Genomic DNA, 21,027 nt, shown 5'->3' on the forward strand with positions numbered 1-21,027 from the left:
GAATCGAAACCATGTGCCGGTCGACAACTGTATTTGCGATCCTGCCTCTCCTTTGCATGCTCAACGGCATCGCCGCCGCACAGGAGGTTCAGAGGAAAGTCGTCGCGCAATCGCCGACGCGCCAACAGGTGACGCGATATCTTCATTCGACCGGCACATTGAAGGCGGTCAACGCCGTCGATCTTGTCGCCAGGGTGTCGGGAACGCTTGAAAAAATCAACTTCGAGGATGGCGCACGCGTGCGCAAGAACGACATCGTCTTCGTGGTCGAACAGGAGCCTTACCGGATCGGTCTGGCGTCAGCCGAAGCGGAACTTGCCCAAGCGCAAGCCAATCTGCAGCAGTCGGATGCCAATCTGATCCGGCAGGAGGCGTTGTCCAAACAGCAGGTGACCGCCCAGGCGGCGCGCGAATCTGCTGTCGCGCAGAATGAGATTGCCAAAGCCCAGGTAACCGCTGCCGAAGCGAAGGTCCGCAGCGCACAGCTCAACCTCAGCTACACCGAGATCCAGGCCCCGTTTGACGGAATTCTTGCAGCTCGCGCAACCGACATCGGAGCGTATGTCAACGCGGCATCGGCTCCGAAACTAGCTGCCCTCGTCCAGCCCGATCCAATGCATGTGCTTTTCTCTGCCAACGAACGGCAGGTCATCGAAATTCGCAAGGCGCTGGCAGAACGGAATATGACGATCGGCGATCTTAGCAAGATCAGAGTGGAATTTGGCCTCCAGGCCGAGGAAGGATACCCCCACTCCGGCAAGCTCGACTACATCTCTCCCGAGATAGACCCCGCTTCGGGAACTATGACCGTGAGGGGCATCATCGATAATCGTGACTACCTTTTTTCCTCGGGCATGTTCGCAAAGGTTCGCATTCCGCTTGCGACCCATACGGCGTCTGTCGTCCCGGAAACCGCCGTCGGTAATTCGCAGCAGGGGCGGACCGTTCTTGTCGTGAATGCGGATAATCGGGTTGAACTGCGCAAAGTGGTCGTCGGCGAAAATGCAGGAGCCGGTTCCCGGGAGATTGTGGAAGGGCTCTCCGACAAAGACCGCGTTATCGTCCAGGGAGCTGCAGGTGTGCGGCCCGGCGAGACGGTCACGGTGGTCGAGAAACTCCAGTAATTCCACCCTACAGGCTTGCTATGATCGCCAAGTTCTTCATCGATCGACCGATTCTTGCCAACGTCATCGCCATTCTGACGATGATTCTCGGCATCGTGGCGCTAACGCGGCTGCCTGTATCCCAGTATCCCGATGTGGTGCCGCCATCGGTCCAGGTCACCGCTCGTTATCCCGGCGCCAATGCCGAGACCATTGTTCGCGACGTGGCCCTGCCCATCGAACAAAAAGTCAATGGTGTCGAAGGCATGCTCTATATGCAGTCAACCGCGACGAGCGATGGGTCCTATACGCTCACCGTCACCTTCGCGATCGGCACCGATCCGGACCAAGCGCAGATCCTGGTGCAGAACCGGGTGGCAGGGGCCGTTCCCTCGCTACCCGACGCAGTGCAGGCTCAAGGAGTGCAGACCGCCAAACGTTCGACGGCAATCCTTGCGATTGTCGCCCTCTCGTCCTCCGATCCAAGCCATGACAGTCTGTTCATGGCAAACTACGCGACGATCAACGTTATCGACCAGATTTCGCGCATCCCGGGCATTGGCAACGTGGTTGTCTTCGGCGCCGGACAATACGCGGTCCGCATCTGGATGGATCCGGAACTTCTCGCCGCCCGAAGCCTCGTTCCGGCCGACATCATCAACGCGATCAACAGGCAGAGCCGCTCCACGTCGGCGGGACAACTCGGTCTTCCGCCGGTGCCGCAGGGTCAGAGTTTTCAATATACCCTCAGGCTCGATTCCAGGCTGACCGATGTACCCGCGTTCGAAGACATCATCGTCCGCGTGTCGGATGGCGGGCAAGTGATAAGGCTGCGCGATGTGGCGCGTGTGGAGCTGGGTGCCCAGCAATACAACCAGGACTTCTCGATGGACGGCCGGCCGGCCGCAGGGCTCGCGCTCTTCCTGTTGCCGGAAGCTAACGCCCTTGACGTCATGGAGCGCGTCAACATGAAGATGGCGGAACTGTCTGGCGATTTTCCGCAAGGCATGACCCATTCCATTCCCTTCGATACCACCCGTTTCGTCTCCGCCGCGATCGACGATGTCTATCATACGCTGGCGGAAGCGGCGGTATTGGTGCTCGTGGTCATCCTGATTTTTCTTCAAGACTGGCGAGCGACCTTGGTACCGGCAACAACCGTCCCGGTCACTATTATCGGTGCCTTCGCTGCGCTCGCGATATTCGGCTTCACCGTCAATCTCTCCACCCTCTTCGCGATTATTCTTGCCATCGGCATTGTGGTCGATGACGCCATTGTGGTTGTCGAAGCGGCGGCGAAGCACATCCGAGAGGGTCATTCCCCGCGCGACGCAGCCGTTCTCGCGATGCGGGAGCTGACAGGCCCCATTCTCGGCATCACGCTTGTTCTGCTGGCCGTATTTCTGCCAGCTTCCTTTCTGCCCGGCCTCAGCGGCGAAATGTACAAGCAATTCTCGCTTGTGATAGCGGCAACAGCGCTCATTAGCGCGGTCAACGCGATGTCGCTGAAACCTGCCCAATGCGCCCTCTGGCTGAAGGCACGCCCACCCGGATACCGCAAGAACATCCTCTCTCGTGGCTTCAACAGGGTCTACGACGCGAGCGAACGCCTCTATGCCGCTATGGTGGCGCGGATGATCCGTGTCAGCACAGCGCTGACACTCGTCACCGCCCTACTGGTAGCCTTTTCAGTCTATCTTCTGTCCCGCGTGCCGACGGCTTTCCTGCCCGTCGAGGACCAGGGTTATTTTCTGGTATCGGTGCAGCTTCCGGAAGGAGCCTCTTTGGAACGGACCCGCGCCGCGCTCGAAACCGTCCGCAAGCGGATCGAGACCGCGGAAGCCGTTGAGACGGTCATCGCCATCAGTGGACTATCCGCCCTCAACAACAATGCAGGCCTCGCCAACGCCGGAATCCTCTATGTCATTCTCACGGACTGGAGCGCTCGGAAAGACGGAGAAGATCTGCTTTCTCTCTACACGAAACTCCACCAGTTGACCGCCGATCTGCCGGATGGTCAGGCGCTGGTCCTTCCGCCGCCTCCGATCCAGGGCATAGGCAACGCGGCCGGCTTTTCACTGCAGATCGAAGCGCGCGACGGCAATTTCAACTACGCGGCTCTGCAGGAGGTCGCCGCTTCGATTACCGAAGCGGCGCGGATCAACCCGGTCTTTCGCCAGGCATTCAGTCCCTTTAGGGCCGATGCCCCCCAATTCGCCGTATCCATCGACCGAACCAAGGCCGAAACGGCGGGCGTCGACATCGGCAACGCCTATGACACGGTCAGTCAGTTCATCGGCTCTTCCTACGCCGGCCAAGTCAATCTTTTCGGGCGGGTTTTCCAGGTCTACGTTCAGGCAGAGGCGGGCAAGCGGATCGAACTTGCCGACCTCCAGCAATTGAGGCTCCGGAGCGCGACCGGCCAAATGGTGCCTCTCGGCTCATTGGCGGAGGTAAAAGCCGTAAGCGGACCTTCACTGATCAGCCTTTACAATCTTTATCCCTCTGCACAAATCATCGGCACGCAGGCCCAGGGCTACAGCACGGGTCAAGCGCTGGATGAACTGGAAAGGATGACCAGCGATCTACTGCCTGGTGACTTCTCGACCGAATGGACTGCCGTCTCCTATCAGGAGCGCGAACTCGGCGGGCAGATTTACCTGGTCTACGCCCTCAGCCTCATCCTCGTCTATTTCGTGCTGGCCGGCCAATACGAGAGCTGGTACGCACCCGTTTCGGTGATCGCCACGGTCCCTCTTGCGCTGATCGGCACAGCGGCCACGCTTCTGGCCGCCAACGCTGCCGTCAATCTCTATACCCAAATTGGTCTCGTGTTGCTGATCGCACTTTCTGCGAAAAACGCGATTCTCATCGTCGAAACGGCGCGGCATATAAGGCTGACTAGAGGCAGAACGATCCTCGAGGCCGCAGTGGATGCCGCTCGCAGCCGCTTCCGTCCGATCCTGATGACGTCAATTGCCTTCATTCTCGGGGTGGTGCCCTTGGTGCTTCAGACCGGCGCAGGTGCCAGTGCCCAGAAGTCCATCGGCATCGCCGTGCTGACCGGCATGCTTGGTTCCACATGCTTGACGGTTGTCTTCGTACCGTCCCTGTTTGTGGTGATGCAGCGCCTGGAAGAAAAATTCAGTCGAAAGCGCCATTTCCTTGCAAACGACTCTGACACCGGGGGCAGCCGACCAATCGCCGGCAAAGTCTCGACGCAACATGAAAACTGCGTCGAAACTCGCAAAGGCGGTATCTAGTTTCTTTCCGGCTGGTAGCCGAGCCCGGTGGAGGCAGCAAGCCCCGCCGCGCGCAAGAGCTCGACATATTCGGATTTCCGGCTTTCATCGAACCGGAACATCGGAAAGGAAATCGACATCGCCGCGACCGGTTTTCCCAAGTAGTTGAAGATCGGCGCCGCCATGCACCGCACGCCCGCCTCGCTCTCTTCCACCTCCTCGGCAAAGCCGCGGCTGCGGGTTATATGCAGTTGTTCAAATAGTTCCTGCGGATCGGTGATGGTGCGCGGCGCGAGCTTCGTCAGTTCCATCTTGTTGATCCGCTCACGGATCTCCTCGTCGTCCCGCCAGGCAAGAAGGGCTTTTCCCAGAGAGGTGCTGTGCAACGGGTTGCGTAGCCCCAGTGTCGATTTCATCGAGAGACTGTAGGCGGAATCGTATTTGTGAATATAAACCACCTTTTGATCGCGGTCGTCGAGAATGCCGAGATTGATGGATTCGCCGGTTGCTCGGGAAAGTTTTCCCATCGCCGGGTCCGCCACACGCAGCAGGTCGGTCTGCTCGGTCAGCGAACGGGCCCCGAGGCTGAAGAGTTTCAGCGTTAAGCCGTATTTTTCCGTCTCCGCATCCTGCTCCACATAGCCGAGATCGACCATGGTCTGCAGCAGGCGATGCGCCGTGGTTTTCGAGGTCATGGCTCGTTGGGCGAGATCCGCAAGGCTCACCTTTTTCCCCTCGACCAAGGCCTCCATCACGGCAAAGACCTTAAGGACGGCAGCGACATTTTCGGTTTTCGAGTGCAGCTCTGACATCGCTTGTTCTATTTTTTTCGAAATCTCATTCTGGAATTTAGAGAAACCGATGTCAAGATAGACAGGCGGCACCCGGAGGCTCCGTCAGGAAGCAGACTGCAGCAGAAAAACATGGTTGAAAAGCCAGCAGGAGTGTGATTTCCTAAAATCCGGAATAACGTTCCGAATATTTTAAAGGAGGTTTCCGGATGCATCCGCTGCTGCGGCAGAAGCAACACCTGATCCAGCGCAGTGATGTGTGCAGCCTTATCGATCGGCTAATTGACAACCTTGTCCATATCGAGGATCGCACCGGCGAATTTCTCCTGCGTCTCGATGACGGCCGCGTTATCGACACCAAGGGCTGGGCGGGTTGGGAATGGACCCATGGCGTCGCCCTTTTTGGACTTCTCAAATATTGGCAGCTGACCGGCAACCAGAAAGTGATGGATATCATCGTCGATTGGTTTGAAGCTCGGCTTGCTGAAGGAACGCCCACGAAGAACATTAATACCGTCGCACCGTTCCTGACGCTTGCCTATCTCTACGAGATGACGGGGGATTCCCGGTGGCGGCCATACCTGGAAACCTGGGCCGAATGGGTGATGTACGAGATGCCGCGTACCCGCGAAGGCGGGCTGCAGCATATCGTCTATAACAGCGTCAACGATCAGCAGATGTGGGATGACACGCTGATGATGAGCGTGCTGCCGCTTGCCAAGATCGGCCTTGTGCTCAAGCGGCCGGAATTCGTGGAAGAGGCAAAATACCAGTTCCTGGTCCACGCCCAATATCTCTCCGATACGGAGACCGGCCTCTGGTTCCACGGCTGGACGTTCGACGGCAATCATAATTTCGCCCGGGCTCGCTGGGCACGCGGCAATAGCTGGATCACGATCGCCATTCCGGAATTCATCGAGCTCCTGGATCTTTCCGAAAACGACCCCGTCCGCCGTCACCTGGTGTCCTTGCTCGGCCGGCAGGCAGCCGCGCTGAAACTGCACCAGCATCCATCGGGCCTGTGGCACACGCTGATCGATGATCCGTCGAGCTATCTGGAAGCCTCGGCGACTGCCGGCTTCGCCTATGGCCTGATGAAGGGCGTGCGCAAGCGGTATTTGGGCATCGAATATCTGGAGACCGCCGAGCAGGCAATGAAGGGCGTGATCGATAACATCAGCCCCGACGGAGAACTTCAGCAGGTATCTTTCGGTACGGCGATGGGCGGCGATCTCGATTTCTATCGGCAGATCAAGCTGACATCCATGCCCTACGGTCAAGCGATGGCCATGCTCTGCCTGACCGAACTTTTGCGCAGCTTCATCTAGCAAGCTGTGCGGACAAGAATGAAGCGTATCCGGCAGGAGGAGCCGTCACGCAAACATGAACGACCGCAACGAATCCGGTGCCGAAAAGGCGCTCCGGATTAGAAGGAGGAGGATGAAATGACCAAACTGACAAGACGTGCCGTGCTGAGCACCATCGGAGCGGCGGCCGCTGCTTCTGCACTTCCAGCCACGCCGCTTTTTGCTGCCGATCGCACGATCCGGCACTATTGGTGGGGCAATCCGGAGCGAGACAAGCGCACCTTTGCAGTCATCGACACGTTCCAGAAGAAGAACGCCGGAATAAAGGTTTCGGGCGAAACGATCGGCTGGGGCGACTATTGGACCAAGATGGCGACTCAGACCGCAGGCCGGAACATGGCCGACCTCGTGCAGATGGACTATCGGTTCCTGTTCGAATACGTCCATCGCGGTGCGCTGAAGCCTCTCGATGAATTCGTCGGCAAGAGCCTGATGATCGCCGATTTCGACAAAGGCCCGCTTGACGGCGGCAAGGTCGATGGAAAGCTCTACGCCCTCAACATCGGGTCGAACAGCCAGGTGATGGTCCATAATACACGCGCCTTCAAGGAGGCCGGTATCGATGCCGACCTGATCAACTGGACCTGGGACGACTTCGGCAAGGTTTGCGAAAAGATCACCGCCAAGTCCGGAGGCAAGATGAAGGGGTCGGACGATCTGTCCCTGATGATCGAGACCTTCGAATCCTGGGTTCGCCAGAATGGCCGGGAATTTTATGGCCCGGAGGGCAAGGTCACGGCGACGGCTGAGGACGTGGCCGGTTGGTGGCAGATGTGGGCCGACCTGCGCAAGGCCGGGGTCGTCCGCGACAAGAACAAGACCGTCATTCTCGACCCGCCGATTGCGGAGTCCGGCATTGCCGTTGGCGACACTGCCATGTCCCACTACTGGTCCAACCAGATGGTCGGCATCCAGGCTGTCGCAAAGGACAAGATCGGCGCCGCCATGGTGCCCCACAAGGCTGGCGGCAAGCCTGGGCAGTTCATCAAGCCCTCGATGTTCCTGTCGCTCAGCCGCGACGCAAAGGACACGGAAGCCGCAATCGCCTACATGAATGCCTGGGTTAACGATCCCGAGATCACCGGTATTCTCGGCCTGGAACGCGGAATCCCTTGTTCGCCCAAGGTCCGCGCAGCGCTGACCCCGAAGCTGACCGAGGTGGAGAAGCTCTCCGTCGACTACTTCACCGCGATTCAGAGCAAGGTAGGCCCGCTGCCGCTGCCCGCCCCCAAGGGAGCCGGAGAGGTACGAGACGCCTTCATGCGTATCGGCACTGATGTCGTGCTGGGCAAGGCGGAAGTTGCGGAAGCCGCGGGCATGTTCATCGAGGACGCCCAGGCAATCGTCGAGCGCGCCCAGTAAGAGGCGCCGGGATATCAAGGCCCCGGTCATTCCTGCCGCCGGGGCCTCTCTTCCGACAACAAGGTCGTTTCGATGAAACGTTTTTTTGCCCGCAATGCACCGGCCTATGTGTTTCTTCTTCCATGGTTGATCGGATTTTTCCTGCTCGCTTTGGGGCCGATCCTGGCATCGCTTTATCTTTCCTTCACCCGCTATGACATGGTGAGCGCGCCCCGATGGATCGGTTGGGGCAATTACGAATATATGTTCACGCGCGACCGGCGGTTCTGGAAAGCGCTGGAGGTGACGTTTACCTACGTTGCGCTGGCTGTGCCCGCTCGCCTGATCATGGCGCTGGGTGTCGCCATGCTGCTCGACAAGGGTCTGCGGACGATCGGCCTTTACCGAGCCATATTCTACCTGCCGTCGCTGCTCGGCGCTTCCATTGCCATCGCCATCCTATGGCGCCAACTTTTCGCTGCCGATGGTGTGGTCAATCAGGTTCTGGCGATGGTGGGAATTCAGGGAGCGTCGTGGATCACCGATCCCGACACCTCGCTTTATACGCTGGTGGTGCTCGCTATGTGGCAATTCGGCTCGCCGATGCTGATCTTTCTGGCGGGCCTGCGCGGCATACCGCGCGATCTTTACGAGGCGGCGGAAATCGATGGCACACCTCGCTGGCGGCAATTCACCCGCATCACTCTGCCGCTTCTTGCCCCGGTGATCTTCTTCAATCTGGTGCTGCAGACCATCGATTCCTTCAAGACCTTTTCGAGCGCCTTCATCATCTCCAACGGCACCGGCGCTCCCGCAGACAGCCTCCTGTTTTATACGGTCTACCTGTTCAACGAGGCCTTCAAGTTCTTCCGCATGGGCTACGCATCGGCGCTAGCCTGGTTCCTGCTGGTCATCATCGCGACCTTCACCGCGATTGCGTTTTTCACGTCTAAATATTGGGTGCACTATGAAAACGAGCGCGACTGATCTGGAACTCGCCATCCAGATGGATGAGGCCGCGCGGGTGGCTCACGAGCTGCGGCTGAAACGCGACCGGCAAGAACGCAACGGTCGGATCCTGAAGCATATCTTCCTGATCATCGTCTCATGTGTCATGCTCTACCCGCTGTTCTGGCTGCTCGCTTCCTCCTTCAAGCCGGAGAACGAGATCTTCGGCAGCCTGACGCTTTGGCCTTCCGAGTTTCAGTTCGAGAATTACACCAAGGGCTGGTATGCCCTGCCCATGTCATTCACGGTCTTCTACGTGAACTCGGCAATCGTCACCGGCCTGTCGGTGATCGGCAATCTGGTCTCATGTTCGTTCGCGGCCTATGCCTTCGCTCGGCTGAACTTCACCGGGCGCAGCTTCTTCTTCGCACTGATGATGATGACCCTGATGATCCCCTATCACGTGGTTCTCATCCCCCAATATGTTCAGTTCCTGAATCTTGGCTGGGTCGATACCTATCTGCCTCTGGTCGTGCCGCGCTTCCTCGCCTCCGATGCCTTCTTCATCTTCCTGATGGTGCAGTTCTTTCGCCAACTGCCGCGGGAGCTGGACGAAGCTGCGATGATCGACGGCTGTTCGCCCTTCAAGATCTATTGGGCGATCATATTGCCGCTTTCGCTGCCGGCCATGGGTACCGCGGCGATCTTTTCTCTGATCTGGGTTTGGGAGGATTTCCTGGCCCCGCTCATCTACCTCAACGACATCAAGAGCTACACAGTGCCCTTGGCGCTTCGACTGTTCCTCGATCAGGAAGGACAGTCCGCCTATGGCCAGATGTTTGCGATGTCGGTCCTTTCACTGGTCCCGGTCGTCATCTTCTTCGTCCTGTTCCAGAAACTCATCGTGCGCGGCATCGCCACCTCCGGAATGAAATAGGGAACAAGACGCATGGCAGGATTGACGCTTCGAAACGTCGGCAAGCGCTATGGAGCGCTGTCCATCATCCAGGGGCTGAACCTGGGCATCCACGATGGTGAGTTTCTTGTTCTCGTCGGTCCATCGGGCTGCGGAAAGTCGACGCTCCTGCGCATGATCGCGGGCCTCGAAGACATCAGCGAGGGAACGATCTCGATCGGTGGAAAGGTCGTTAACGACTTGCCCGCCTCGAAGCGTGAGCTCTCCATGGTCTTTCAAAGCTACGCCCTCTATCCGCATATGAGCGTGCGAAAAAACCTGGCTTTTGGCCTTCAGAATTTCAAAGTGTCGCGCAGCGAGGTGGAACGCCGGGTGGCGGAGGCGGCCCGTATCTTGCAAATCGAGCAGCTTATGGACCGCAAGCCGCGCCAGCTTTCTGGCGGACAGAAGCAGCGTGTGGCGATCGGCAGGTCGATCGTGCGCGAGCCGCAGCTTTTCCTGTTCGACGAGCCGCTTTCCAATCTGGACGCGGAACTGCGCGTCCAGATGCGGGCGGAACTTGCCTCGCTCTACGCACGCCTTGGCACTACCATGATCTACGTGACCCATGACCAGGTGGAAGCGATGACCATGGCGAGCCGGATCGTTGTTTTGCGCGGTGGCAAGATCGAGCAGCTAGGGACGCCCCAGGATCTCTATACCCGACCGCAGAACCTCTTTGTCGCGGGCTTCATCGGCTCTCCGAAGATCAATATGCTGCAGGCGAAAGCGACACGCGAAGCGGGCAGGACCGTGGTGTCAGTGGCCGGCATGCCTGATTTTGCGATTGCCGAGCTTCCAACCGGTGATCAGGCGCTGACTTTATGCGTGCGGCCTTCGTCTCTGCGCGTCGGCAGCGGCGATGTCACGGGCGAAGGCACGATTCGGCTGGTGGAATATCTGGGCAGCGAGACCCTGCTGCATATCGCCCTGTCTTCAGGCCAGGTGCTGCTGGTCAGCGACAATGGGCGCACGTCCTACCGAATGGGTGATCCGGTCACGATCGGATTCGACCTCCCCGACCTCCACTATTTCGATAGCACAGGCCAACGCATCGAACCCATCCAGAAAGAAAGCCAAGCCCAGTGAAGATCGCCATTGTTGGATGCGGCTCGCGGCATCAGATGTTCCGCAATTCCGTTGTTGAAGATTATGCTGACAAACATGAGATCGTCGCGCTCTGCGACAGCAATGCTCATCGTCTTGGAGAGGCAGCGCAGGCGGCCTCGAAGCCCGGGACGAACGGTGTCGCGACTTACCTCGCCGCCGATTTCGACCGGCTGATCGCGGAGCAGAGGCCGGATACGGTTGTCGTCGCCACGCCGGATTTCCTGCACGCCGATTACATTGTTCGTGCCTTCGAAGCCGGCTGCGACGTCATTTGTGAAAAGCCGCTGACGATCGATCTCAGCCGTCTGAAGCAGATCGTCGACGCTCAGGCGCGCACGGGCCGAAAGGTCACCGTGACCTTCAACTACCGCTATTCGCCGGCACGCACCCAGATCAAGGAACTGATTTCATCGGGAGCGATCGGCACCGTCACGGCGGTGGATTTCCGTTGGCACCTCGACCGGGTTCACGGCGCTGATTACTTCCGTCGCTGGCACCGCCAGAAGGAGAATTCCGGCGGGCTGCTGGTTCACAAATCCACCCACCATTTTGATCTTCTCAATTGGTGGCTGGGGACCGTGCCGACGGAAGTCCTGGCTTCCGGGCGCCGCGTTTTTTATCGTCCGGAAATGGCGACGGAACTTGGTCTCGCAGGCCGTGGACCACGCTGCAGCGACTGTCCCGTCGCCTATAAATGCGATTTCCGGCTCGACCTTGCAGCCGACGAAAACCTGCGCAACCTCTATGCCGAGGCTGAGCACGAAGACGGCTATTTCCGCGATCTTTGCGTGTTCGACGAAGAGATTGGCATCGAAGATACGATGCAGGCGCATATCCGCTACGCCTCGGGCGTCACCGCCAATTACACTCTGACGGCCTATTCGCCCTGGGAAGGGTTGGAGATCAAGTTCCAGGGCACCAAAGGCGACATCACCCATCGCCATGTCGAGGTCCATGGGGTGTTCGGTGGCAAACGCGCCCATGCGGATGAAGATGCGATCACCACGGAACTTCACTTGGCCGGCGAGCCTCCGCGCCAGCTTGCCGTCCCGAAGGCTGCGGGGGATCACGGCGGCGCGGATCCGGTCATGCTGGGTTATATCTTTGATCCGGAAAGCATGCAGCCCGACCTCTACGGCCGCGCCTCCGATCATGTCGCCGGCGCCTGGTCCATCCTCACCGGCATCGCCGCCAATGCTTCCATAGAGACGGGTTCCTTGGTCAATATCCAAACCATGCTCCGCGCGCGCGGCATTCAGCTGAACAGGTAAGCTCCATGGCCTTCAACCTTCGCATCGGCGTCATCGGCATAGACCATGGACATATCTACGGCATGATCAACGGCATGCTGGATGCCGGGGCCACGCTCGTTGCGTGGACGACGGGCGAGGAGACCCCGGAGGCGGCTCGCAAGACATTCCAGGAAACCTATCCGGATCTGCCGGCCCGTCCGATGCAGGCCATCCTCGAGGATAAGAGTATAACCCTTGTGCTTTCGGCCGGGATTAACAGCGAACGCGCCGAAATCGCGGTGGCGGCGATGTCGCACGGCAAGGACGTTCTGGTCGACAAACCCGGCTGCACCAGCCTGGATCAGCTGGCAGACATCCAGCGCGCCGTCGGAGAGACCGGTCGGCGCTGGGTCGTATCCTTTTCCGAACGCATCTCCGTCGAGAGCGCTACCCTGGCGGATCAGCTGATTGCCGAGGGCCGCATCGGCAAGGTGGTTCAAACGGTTGGCCTCGGGCCGCACCGCTTGAATGCGCATCTCCGGCCGGACTGGTTCTGGGACAGAGCCCGCTGCGGCGGGATTCTCGCTGATATCTGCGCCCATCAGTTCGACCAGTTCCTGCATTTCACCGGATCGACAGAGGCACGTGTGGTTTCTGCCCATGTGACCAATGTCGCAAATCCGGATCGGCCAACATTTCAGGATTTCGGCGAGGTGCTGCTCGAAGGCAATGGCGGGCGCGGCTATGCCCGGGTGGATTGGCTGACGCCGGACGGTCTTCCAGTCTGGGGCGACGGCAGGATGACCATTCTGGGAGCGGAAGGTTATATCGAGCTTCGTAAATACATTGATATCGCCGGCCATGACGGCCAGGACCACGTTTTCCTTGTCGATAAGTCGGGCGTGCTGCGGTTCGAGGCGAGAGGCGCCGGAAAACCATTCTTCGCCCATTTGGTTGCCGACGTGGAAAGGCGAACCGAGACCGCCATGGCACAGTCTCACGCGTTTCTGGCCACCCGACTGGCATTGGAGGCGCAACTTATCGCGGAAGAGAAAGCAATTCGATGACAGAGCGTATCCGTGTCGCCGTCATCGGCGCGGGAATTGGCAAGGCTCATATCGCCGCTTACGCCGAATTGGCCGATCTGTTCGATGTCCGGTACGTCTGCGACCTTAACCTTCCCCGCGCCGAGGAAGCAGCGCAACAAGCTCCGGGCAGCCGGGCAGTTCCCGATATCAGCGAGGTCTTCGCCGACCCCAAAGTGGATCTGGTCGACATCTGCCTGCCGCCTCAATTGCATGCGCCAATGACGCTCACCGCGCTTGAAGCAGGCAAGCATGTCGTCTGCGAAAAACCCCTTGCCGGTTCAATAACCGAAGTGCGCCGGGTCGCCGAGCTTTCCACACGAACGGGACGCCAGGTCTTTCCGGTATTTCAGTATCGTTATGGCGCCGGCTACCGCGCCGCGCATGAACTGAAGGTCCGCGGTCTCCTGGGCCGGCCTTACGTGGTAGCGCTGGAGACGCATTGGCAACGCGGATCTGATTATTACGCGGAACGCTGGCGGGGCACCTGGAAAGGCGAACTCGGCGGCGTGCTCGTCAGCCATGCCTGTCATATCCACAATCTGACGACTCATCTCGTAGGAGATGTGGTGGAGGTTGCCGCCTTCCTTGATACCCGCGTCAATCCGATCGAGACGGAAGATTGCGCTGTGCTTTCGATGCGCACTGCAACAGGTGCGCTGATCACGTCCTCAGTCACTTTGGGTGCGGCTGGAAACAGCTCGCGGCTGCGGATGTGTTTCGAGCATGTCACAGTTACCTCGGGCACCGAGCCTTATCAGATCGGGGCCGGGCCGTGGACGTTCGAAGCCACCGATTCTTCGCGGCAGGCGGAGATCGACGCGGCAACTCGTCAAGTACCCGAGGTCCGTCCACGATTTCCCGGACTATTCGCGGATGTCCATGCAAGACTGACCGGAGAACCGGACCTATATCTGCCATCGATTCAGGAAAGTTATCACTCGATCGAGCTTGTGACAGCAATCTATGCGTCGGCCAGAGAGCGCCAGATCGTGCGCCTGCCGCTTTCCGTGGATCACGCGTTGGCAGCAGGCTGGCTGCCAAAATAAGCAAGGCAATGCCTGCATCGGTTTCCCGCCGATGATCCTTCCAAGATCGAACTATTGTTTCAAGCCGAATTGAAGGTTGCGGCATTTTGTAAGATTGTGCCCCGCCAAAGAAAGTGCGTCGCGTTGCTCAAGCGGGATTTCCGCATCGCCAAGCACGCAATTCTCCGATTTCGGATTGAGAATCCATACCTCTGGGGAAACGGCAATTATGTCCTGCGCCACATAGGGATAGACGTGCCGCTTGCCCACCACGGCATGGTCCGCCTTGCCGAACAACCCGAGGCTTGCGGCTCCGAAGCCATCCAGCTTCTCCCTGAGGCGCAACATGCCATCCCGCACGGGCGGCTGGATCTCAAGTGCGCTGACCCTTCCCGTACCGTCGCCCAGGTAACGCAGAACAGCCCAGAATTCAGAGGGGCCATTGGTCATGATGATGGCATCCTCTGCCGACCGGGCTTCCCAGGCTACGACGACCTCGCGGTACCCCCGTTTTTCGAAGGTCATCGTGTAGTTGACGCCGCCGAAAAGCATCAGGAGGACGATGACCGAAGCCGCCACACGATGAGCAACTATCCTCTCCTTGAAAGCGGTATCCGCATAAAGCGCAAGCGAGATCGCTAAAAACGGGAGGAAGAGGCCAAGCGTCCGGTAGATGAAGACCGGTTTCGCCAACAGAGATATAGCAAGCAACACGCCGATCGGAACGACAACCAGGAAGATTCCGATCCAGCGGTCGCGGGTTTTGGTCAAAGGCAATAGAACCATCAGCGGCAGAGCGAGCAGTCCCGCGATCGTCGGCCATGGAAACTCCAGTCCCAGCAAGGTCAGCGTCAGATGGATGCCAATCGCTGGAAGATCAAATCCTGAAACGCCTTCGGTCTGCCGGACGGCACCAATCGCCAGAGGATAAAGGGCAGCCAGGGCAACGACCACATAGGTGGCTAGCAAGAGACGGAAGTCTCGTGCCGGCGTGGCTTTGAAGAGGCGTAAACCGGCATGAAGGAACAGGAAGAATGTAACAAAGAAGCCGAGGCCATGCGTAAAGGTCACAGCAAGACCGAGGCACAGCGCCACGAACAACTGCCGCATCGTCGCCCGCTTTTCCACAATCATCTGCTGAAGCACATACCAAAGCCCGATCTGCAGCAGGGCAAGCATCGGATACATCCGTACGTTTTCCGCAAAGAAGAGCTGTAGCGGCATCAATGCGAAGATCGCAGCGGCCCAAAGGCCGACAGTCCAGCCATAGATCCGCCGGCACGTCTCGAAAAGCGCTATGATGGCTATGATGCTGAACAGCGTCGAGTTGAGAATATACCAGCGATCACTGTCATCCAGCGCCGCCCACAGGTGCAACTGAACATAATAGAGAGGTGGATGCGTGTCGAAACGTAGCGCCGCCAGAAGCAGATCGGTTACCGGACTTTCGGCCATAGCCACCGAAAATATCTCGTCTTCCCAAAGCGACGCTTCGAAAAGCAGGTTGATGACCCTCAGCGTTATGCCCATAACCACGAGGGCGATGAGGGTGATCGGAAGAACATGTCCCCACGCCAACTCGCGGAAGTTCGGCGACACGGGAACAGCGCGCCAGGAACTTTGGCTCGCAGGCAGCTGATCAGTTGGGGGAAAGCTCACCGCGATGCCCTCCGCTAAATTCGATTTTCATACGGATCTGGTGGACCGGCGGCGGCGCGTGCGCTGGCCTATCGAAACAAGATTGTCTTGCGGCTGTGGGCTGATTTCCCGCCGGACGATATAAATCGGCCGCTGTTTGATCTCGGCGTAAACGCGGCCTAGATATTGACCAAGAATACCGATCCCAATCAGTTGAACGCCGCCAAGAAACAGCATGCTCACCAGCAGCGAAGCATAACCAGGCACTTCCACGCCGAAGTAGAGTGTCTTTATGATCGTCAGGAGCCCGTAGCCGAACGAGAGGGCAGAGATCGATGCTCCGACATAGGTCCAGATTTCAAGAGGCACGCTGGAGAACGAGGTGATCCCTTCGAGCGCCAGATTCCACAGGCGCCAACCGGAAAACTTCGATTGTCCCGCCACACGCGGCTCACGCGCATATTCGACAACAGCCGTCCGGAAGCCCACCCAGGCAAATAGCCCTTTCATGAAACGGCGCCGTTCGGGAAGCTGCCGCAGCGCATCGATCACCTGACGATCCATCAACCGGAAATCACCCACGTCCGGCGGTATCTCCTGGGAAGCGATCAGGTTGTGCAGGCGGTAGAACATCGAAGCGGTGCTGCGCTTGAGAAAGCTGTCGCTCGACCGGTCTGAGCGTTTGGCCACGACCACTTCGTAGCCCTCACGCCATTTGTCCAGCAGCAGCGGGATGACATTGGGAGGATCCTGCAGATCGACATCGATAGGAATGGCGGCATCGCTTCGGCAGGCATCAAGCCCGGCCGTCATCGCGGCCTCCTTGCCGAAATTGCGAGACAGATCGATGATCCGGATGCGAGGCTCGGAGCGCTGAGCCTCGATCAGGCGATCGGCGGTCCTGTCCCGGCTACCATCGTTGATAAAGATGAACTCGAACTCGATGCCTTCGGCATGTAAGGGATCGAGTTCCGCCCTGGTCGCATCCAGGAATGGGCCGATTGCCGCCTCCTCGTTATGGACGGGAATGATCAGGCTAATGACGGAGGTCGATCTGCCGTTGATAGGATTTGTGGACATCGGGGTTCTCGCGGTTCCAGCTCGATATCCTAGGCTGCTGCGCCGAACCTTGCCCACTTATGCTTTGGATGGAGGTGCCGCAGCACCTCGGCCGCTTCTCCCCCAAAAGGGGTAGGAATACAATTGCACCTCTTGGACAGGGTGAAGAGGCGCTTGGCTCCAGTATATGCTGCCACCAGCCACACGTCCCGGCTCTCCTTCTTCCGGCAATTTACGCAAGTCTATGCAATGGAGCGGACGAAGCATGGCAGCCGGGTGGACTAAACCCTGAAACCTTAGGAAAGGCGAAAGCTGGTGATTGCTCCCAAGAAGCCTCTATTTGCCGTTGCCTCTGCCCTTGCATTGCTGCTGGCAATCGACGCGCGACCGCAGGATGGAGGATCACTCGCGGACCGGCGGGATTCCGCCCAGATTTTCTTTACCGGTCACAGCCTCATCGACAATCCGTTGCCGGACTGGGTCGAACTGATCGCGAAGAGCAAAGGCAACAAGATCGCCTGGGAACAGCAGAATATCCCCGGCGCTCCTCTGCGGCTTCGCACCTGGGGCGGCGAGAACGATAAGCCCTGGGCCGGCTACGGCTATGGGAAAAACCGCGACGGCGAAGGCTTGAATGTCGCTGACGAATTGCGTCACGCACGCCATATCAAGACGGGACGACCTTATGACACGCTGGTCATTGCGGAGAATCACGGCGTTCTCGGCAATGTCATTTGGGAAAACGCGATCGGATATCTCCGCCATATCCACGACCGCCTGATGGAAGGCAATCCTCAAGGAAGAACACTCTATGTCCATACATGGCTCGCCGTTGATGAGAACAAGCTGCCGATATGGCTCGAACATGAGAAGAACGTATCCGTCGCGTGGCAATGTGTCGCCGAGAAGGTGAGGCTGACGTTACGGTCGGAAAACCGACCGGCCAATCTATCGGTCGTGCCGGGCGGTACCGCCCTGATTGAGCTCGTGGATCAGGCGCTTCAGGGAAAAATCCCCGGTATACAGGGAAACACCAAGGAAGTCCTCGGCCAGATCTTTCGGGATGACGTGCATCTGACTGATGCAGGCATCTACTTCATGGCAGCTGTTCATTATGCCGCGATCTATCACCAGTCGCCGGAAGGAGCAAAGGCGCCTGCGACAGTTTCGCCTGCCCTGGTGGCCGACTTGCAGAGGATCGCGTGGGAATCGGTGCAGGACTTCCTCAAACGGGAACAGAGACATTCACCAAGCATGGAAGAATGTCGCCAGGTGATCGTCGAAAAAGTATGCCACACCTATTGGACTCTTGCTCGAGAGCCCGATGAGGTCGGCCGCTGCCGGAGCTATTTCGCCGAGACCCGGCCACAAGCGGACGGCAATCCCTTCATCTGGCCGGACCCAAACTGGAAACCTCTCCCGAAACCCTCGCTTTGATTTTGATCCCGCAACGATATCGGCCCGAAAATCGGAATGGATTTTCGGGCCGATGCCGTAGATTCTGTTGAGATAGAGCATCCTTTGTACGTCCGCCTGGACGCACAAAGGACACTCTAAGCGGATTGCTGTGCAATGGCAGCCAATCCTTTCCCCGAACAATTGCCGGCCCCACATGAGCCCGGCGGAGACTTCGATACCACAACTGCGAACCCGCCGTTCGCAGCTGGAATATTCAAGGATAAGCCCAACGGGCAGCGGCTAGTTTACCTGTCCGTACGGAAACATATCATTGAGTTTATAGGCGACTTCCGTTCGGTTTGTAGCCTTCAACTTCTTCATGATGTTCCGGATATGAACCTTGACTGTGCTTTCGCGCAGATTGAGTTCATAGGCGATAATCTTGTTAGCCTTGCCCTTGCGAAGCGCCTCGACCACCGCTTCCTGACGCGTCGTGAACATCCCCGAAAGAGATCGCTGTTCGCTTGTCGGCGAAGTGTTCACCAAATGCCGCATGGATAGGATGCTGCTGGCAGGAATGAAGACACCGCCGGCAACAGCCAAGCTGATGGCTTCAACACAGACACCGATACCGACGCAGGACGGGATGAAACCGCGGATGCCGTATTCCAGCATTTTCACGATTTGCCCGAGATCATCGGAGTCCGAAAGGACGATGATCGGCGGAGATCTAAACTCTGCCATCAATTTGGAAATGTCGTTTGCAAGTGCGGGATCGTCTGCCTTCCGGCTGCCAATGTTGAACAAGACGGCCTGAACCGGAGGATAAAGATCCTTTTCCCTTCTCCATTCTTCGATGGAGCCGACGGCGCAGACCTCCATCTGCAGACCCCGCCCGACAAGCGCTTTTGCGAGGCATTCACGATCAAGAGCTCTCGCATCGATGATGACGAGCGACTCGTTATGACTGAGATCGGCCTTGCTTGCGTTCTCTTTTTCCGCAAGCTTCGGCATTTCACTCATAATTCGAAAGGTTTCAGACACGGCAGGAGAGCGGCCATAGCCGCTTGTCGTTGAACTCATGCTACCCCCTCCCCAGGCAAGGGCGCACCCCCCTGGGAACTGCAGTTACAACTACCCCAAACAGACTGCCATTTTTTTCTTCGACTATTTATGGAGCTTAATATACGACTAAAACGTACTTTAGTCTATATTCAATTACCATTTCCTTTACCAAGAGATCAAAATAAAGTTCTGATAAAGTATTGGTTTCGCTTTACGTAGGGTCATCTACATCCAGAGTTGGCTTGGGAGCACTCTCCACAACCCATTTGTAGATCTGCAACATTTCATTCGCCTTTACATCCCAAGTGTATCGTTGTCGTACACGCAGCGCCGCGCCGTTGCTCAAAAGAGCGACGAGCTCTGGGCTGGCTTCTATCCTCTGGAATGCAGCCAGGAAGCCGGTGGTCAACGTCTGTCGGTCGCTGAAATCTATCGATATTCCAGACTGTTCATCAAGCAACTCCGGCGGCCCGCCGTAGTTGGCAACGATCGGAACGAGCCCCATCGACATTGCTTCCAGGACGACGCCGCCTCCGAATTCGCGGACACTTGGCAGTGCCAGAACGTGAGATTCCGACAGCACCGCAGCCAAATCCTTGTGATGAACCCAGCCTGCAAAACGAACCCTGTCGCCAAGCCCCTTCCGCCGAACGGCGTCCTCCAATTCGCTCCTTTGAGGACCATCACCGATTATCAGCACATCGATCTTCAGGCCGCCGGGATAGGCGGCGACTGCCTCGATCAGGATGTCGGCCCCCTTATACGGAACCAGCCGGCCAACAAAGGCGACAGTCAGCCTGTCGCCAGAAAGCTGACGCAACCGGAACGGAAACAGTTCCGGATTGACCGCGTTTTCAGGAATCAGAAAGGCTCGTTTCTTGCAGCTTTCCGGAAGCTCACTGAACGTGTGACGGGATCCGGCAACAAGCGCTGCGGCGTGCATCCTGGTCGCCCGATAGAAAGGCATTAGCCGATAGAGCCTCCTGAATAGCGACAACCATTCGCGTTCACGGCTGCGCACCTCTGTAAAACCCTTCGGCCAGGGCAAGCCTCCATTGAGAGGCCCTAAAATGAAGGGTATTTTGTGTTTGCTCAGTCGGATAGCAATTGGGCTTTGGCTGGTCGGGCTAAGCGGCGTAATCCTATGTACGAGATCGAACTCGCCCGCTTTCAGTCGGCTGCCGAGCAACCGCCAGACCTCTCGCTCAAAGCTGTAGTAGGAGAAGGAAGAAAGCGCCGTGACGACCGTCCAACCTTTGTTCTCCCCTCCTCTCAGATATTTACTGAGCCAATGGAGAAGACGAGCAACCCCTTCGTTGTCGATGGTCAGGAAATCGCGGCCTTCAACGAGACCGGCCCGGAGGAAAGCCTCACGATTTCTGATCTGAGTCACTATAAGGCCGTTGGTCCTTTCCATGATCGACCTTGCGAGGTTCCAGCCGACCAAGGGCACGCTCGTCCATTCCGGGTTGGCTGCCTCTGCAATCAACAGAGGCCGAAGCATCCTGGCGGATGATCTCGAAATGTTATCAGGAAAGCCGCCGTCACAGTCATCGCGGGTAGGGCCACCTATGTCCGGCTCCCGCGATCCGCTTGCCCAAACCCTTTCCACATGCCCCCCTTCCGCGGTCATCTCATGACAGTCCTATCGGTGAGCACGATTGG

Annotated in this window: 16 protein-coding genes; 11 read left to right on the top strand and 5 right to left on the bottom strand. The window is 58.0% G+C overall.

Annotated features, from left to right (window positions below; genetic code table 11):
• Nucleotides 1–11: 11 nt before the first annotated feature.
• Together C5L12_RS16370 and C5L12_RS16375 are read left to right on the top strand one after the other, a co-directional pair.
• Entirely contained in the window at nt 12–1,124 is a 1,113-nt protein-coding gene (locus C5L12_RS16370) for an efflux RND transporter periplasmic adaptor subunit (protein ID WP_105373122.1), read from the top strand.
• Between the two features lie 20 nt (nt 1,125–1,144).
• A complete protein-coding gene (locus C5L12_RS16375; RefSeq protein ID WP_105373123.1) occupies nt 1,145–4,366 on the top strand; it encodes an efflux RND transporter permease subunit in 3,222 nt (1,073 codons plus the stop codon).
• On the opposite strand, the gene kdgR is transcribed toward C5L12_RS16375, so the two are convergent.
• Entirely contained in the window at nt 4,363–5,157 is a 795-nt protein-coding gene (kdgR, locus tag C5L12_RS16380) for a DNA-binding transcriptional regulator KdgR (protein ID WP_105373183.1), read from the bottom strand. The two genes, C5L12_RS16375 and kdgR, sit on opposite strands and share 4 nt — an antisense overlap.
• A 188-nt stretch (nt 5,158–5,345) precedes the next feature.
• On the opposite strand from kdgR, the gene bglB reads away from it, so the two are divergent.
• The 8 genes from bglB (at nt 5,346) to C5L12_RS16420 (ending at nt 14,223) form a co-directional block, all read left to right on the top strand.
• Nucleotides 5,346–6,464 carry a beta-galactosidase BglB gene (gene bglB, locus C5L12_RS16385; protein ID WP_105373124.1) on the top strand — a complete coding sequence of 373 codons (1,119 nt, stop codon included), beginning with the start codon at nt 5,346–5,348 and terminating at the stop codon, nt 6,462–6,464.
• Nucleotides 6,465–6,581: 117 nt separating this feature from the next.
• Nucleotides 6,582–7,865 carry an ABC transporter substrate-binding protein gene (locus C5L12_RS16390; protein WP_105373125.1) on the top strand — a complete coding sequence of 428 codons (1,284 nt, stop codon included), beginning with the start codon at nt 6,582–6,584 and terminating at the stop codon, nt 7,863–7,865.
• Nucleotides 7,866–7,937: 72 nt separating this feature from the next.
• Nucleotides 7,938–8,831 (top strand): carbohydrate ABC transporter permease, encoded by an 894-nt coding sequence (locus tag C5L12_RS16395; RefSeq protein WP_105373126.1) that lies wholly within the window; start codon nt 7,938–7,940, stop codon nt 8,829–8,831.
• Nucleotides 8,812–9,729 (top strand): carbohydrate ABC transporter permease, encoded by a 918-nt coding sequence (locus C5L12_RS16400; protein ID WP_105373127.1) that lies wholly within the window; start codon nt 8,812–8,814, stop codon nt 9,727–9,729. Before C5L12_RS16395 ends, C5L12_RS16400 begins: the two co-directional genes overlap by 20 nt.
• 12 nt (nt 9,730–9,741) lie before the next feature.
• Complete coding sequence (locus C5L12_RS16405) at nt 9,742–10,836, top strand: ABC transporter ATP-binding protein (RefSeq protein ID WP_105373128.1); 1,095 nt, start codon at nt 9,742–9,744, stop codon at nt 10,834–10,836.
• Entirely contained in the window at nt 10,833–12,128 is a 1,296-nt protein-coding gene (locus tag C5L12_RS16410; protein WP_105373129.1) for a Gfo/Idh/MocA family protein, read from the top strand. Before C5L12_RS16405 ends, C5L12_RS16410 begins: the two co-directional genes overlap by 4 nt.
• A 5-nt stretch (nt 12,129–12,133) precedes the next feature.
• Nucleotides 12,134–13,156 (top strand): Gfo/Idh/MocA family protein, encoded by a 1,023-nt coding sequence (locus C5L12_RS16415; RefSeq protein ID WP_105373130.1) that lies wholly within the window; start codon nt 12,134–12,136, stop codon nt 13,154–13,156.
• Nucleotides 13,153–14,223, top strand: coding sequence for a Gfo/Idh/MocA family protein (locus C5L12_RS16420; RefSeq protein ID WP_105373131.1), 1,071 nt, complete (start codon nt 13,153–13,155; stop codon nt 14,221–14,223). The genes C5L12_RS16415 and C5L12_RS16420 overlap by 4 nt, the downstream gene beginning before the upstream one ends.
• A gap of 51 nt (nt 14,224–14,274) precedes the next feature.
• Here the strand turns inward: C5L12_RS16420 and C5L12_RS16425 are convergent, their stop codons facing one another.
• Together C5L12_RS16425 and C5L12_RS16430 are read right to left on the bottom strand one after the other, a co-directional pair.
• A complete protein-coding gene (locus tag C5L12_RS16425; protein WP_105373132.1) occupies nt 14,275–15,861 on the bottom strand; it encodes a glycosyltransferase family 39 protein in 1,587 nt (528 codons plus the stop codon).
• 27 nt (nt 15,862–15,888) lie between these two features.
• The gene (locus tag C5L12_RS16430) at nt 15,889–16,920 is read right to left on the bottom strand and encodes a glycosyltransferase family 2 protein (RefSeq protein WP_105373133.1); all 1,032 of its coding nucleotides are present in this window, start codon (nt 16,918–16,920) and stop codon (nt 15,889–15,891) included.
• A 294-nt stretch (nt 16,921–17,214) separates the two neighbouring features.
• On the opposite strand from C5L12_RS16430, the gene C5L12_RS16435 reads away from it, so the two are divergent.
• Complete coding sequence (locus C5L12_RS16435; RefSeq protein WP_245422938.1) at nt 17,215–18,336, top strand: hypothetical protein; 1,122 nt, start codon at nt 17,215–17,217, stop codon at nt 18,334–18,336.
• 261 nt (nt 18,337–18,597) lie between these two features.
• Here C5L12_RS16435 and C5L12_RS16440 read toward each other — a convergent pair whose 3' ends face one another.
• Both C5L12_RS16440 and C5L12_RS16445 read right to left on the bottom strand, forming a co-directional pair.
• Nucleotides 18,598–19,380: a response regulator transcription factor gene (locus C5L12_RS16440; protein ID WP_105373135.1), complete on the bottom strand. Its 783-nt coding sequence runs from the start codon at nt 19,378–19,380 to the stop codon at nt 18,598–18,600.
• A gap of 193 nt (nt 19,381–19,573) precedes the next feature.
• Nucleotides 19,574–20,851 (bottom strand): glycosyltransferase family 4 protein, encoded by a 1,278-nt coding sequence (locus C5L12_RS16445; protein WP_157949064.1) that lies wholly within the window; start codon nt 20,849–20,851, stop codon nt 19,574–19,576.
• Nucleotides 20,852–21,027 lie beyond the last annotated feature (176 nt).

Origin of the sequence: Neorhizobium huautlense, from assembly GCF_002968575.1 — a bacterium.
Classification (GTDB): domain Bacteria; phylum Pseudomonadota; class Alphaproteobacteria; order Rhizobiales; family Rhizobiaceae; genus Neorhizobium; species Neorhizobium huautlense.

Excerpts from the sequence above, each read along its gene's own strand:
- C5L12_RS16400 (WP_105373127.1), top strand. The coding sequence starts at position 8,812 with ATGAAAACGAGCGCGACTGATCTGGAACTCGCCATCCAGATGGATGAG.
- C5L12_RS16395 (WP_105373126.1), top strand. The coding sequence starts at position 7,938 with ATGAAACGTTTTTTTGCCCGCAATGCACCGGCCTATGTGTTTCTTCTT.
- bglB (WP_105373124.1), top strand. The coding sequence starts at position 5,346 with ATGCATCCGCTGCTGCGGCAGAAGCAACACCTGATCCAGCGCAGTGAT.
- C5L12_RS16415 (WP_105373130.1), top strand. The coding sequence starts at position 12,134 with ATGGCCTTCAACCTTCGCATCGGCGTCATCGGCATAGACCATGGACAT.
- C5L12_RS16375 (WP_105373123.1), top strand. The coding sequence starts at position 1,145 with ATGATCGCCAAGTTCTTCATCGATCGACCGATTCTTGCCAACGTCATC.
- C5L12_RS16370 (WP_105373122.1), top strand. The coding sequence starts at position 12 with ATGTGCCGGTCGACAACTGTATTTGCGATCCTGCCTCTCCTTTGCATG.
- C5L12_RS16420 (WP_105373131.1), top strand. The coding sequence starts at position 13,153 with ATGACAGAGCGTATCCGTGTCGCCGTCATCGGCGCGGGAATTGGCAAG.
- C5L12_RS16440 (WP_105373135.1), bottom strand. The coding sequence starts at position 19,380 with ATGAGTTCAACGACAAGCGGCTATGGCCGCTCTCCTGCCGTGTCTGAA.
- C5L12_RS16405 (WP_105373128.1), top strand. The coding sequence starts at position 9,742 with ATGGCAGGATTGACGCTTCGAAACGTCGGCAAGCGCTATGGAGCGCTG.
- C5L12_RS16390 (WP_105373125.1), top strand. The coding sequence starts at position 6,582 with ATGACCAAACTGACAAGACGTGCCGTGCTGAGCACCATCGGAGCGGCG.
- kdgR (WP_105373183.1), bottom strand. The coding sequence starts at position 5,157 with ATGTCAGAGCTGCACTCGAAAACCGAAAATGTCGCTGCCGTCCTTAAG.
- C5L12_RS16430 (WP_105373133.1), bottom strand. The coding sequence starts at position 16,920 with ATGTCCACAAATCCTATCAACGGCAGATCGACCTCCGTCATTAGCCTG.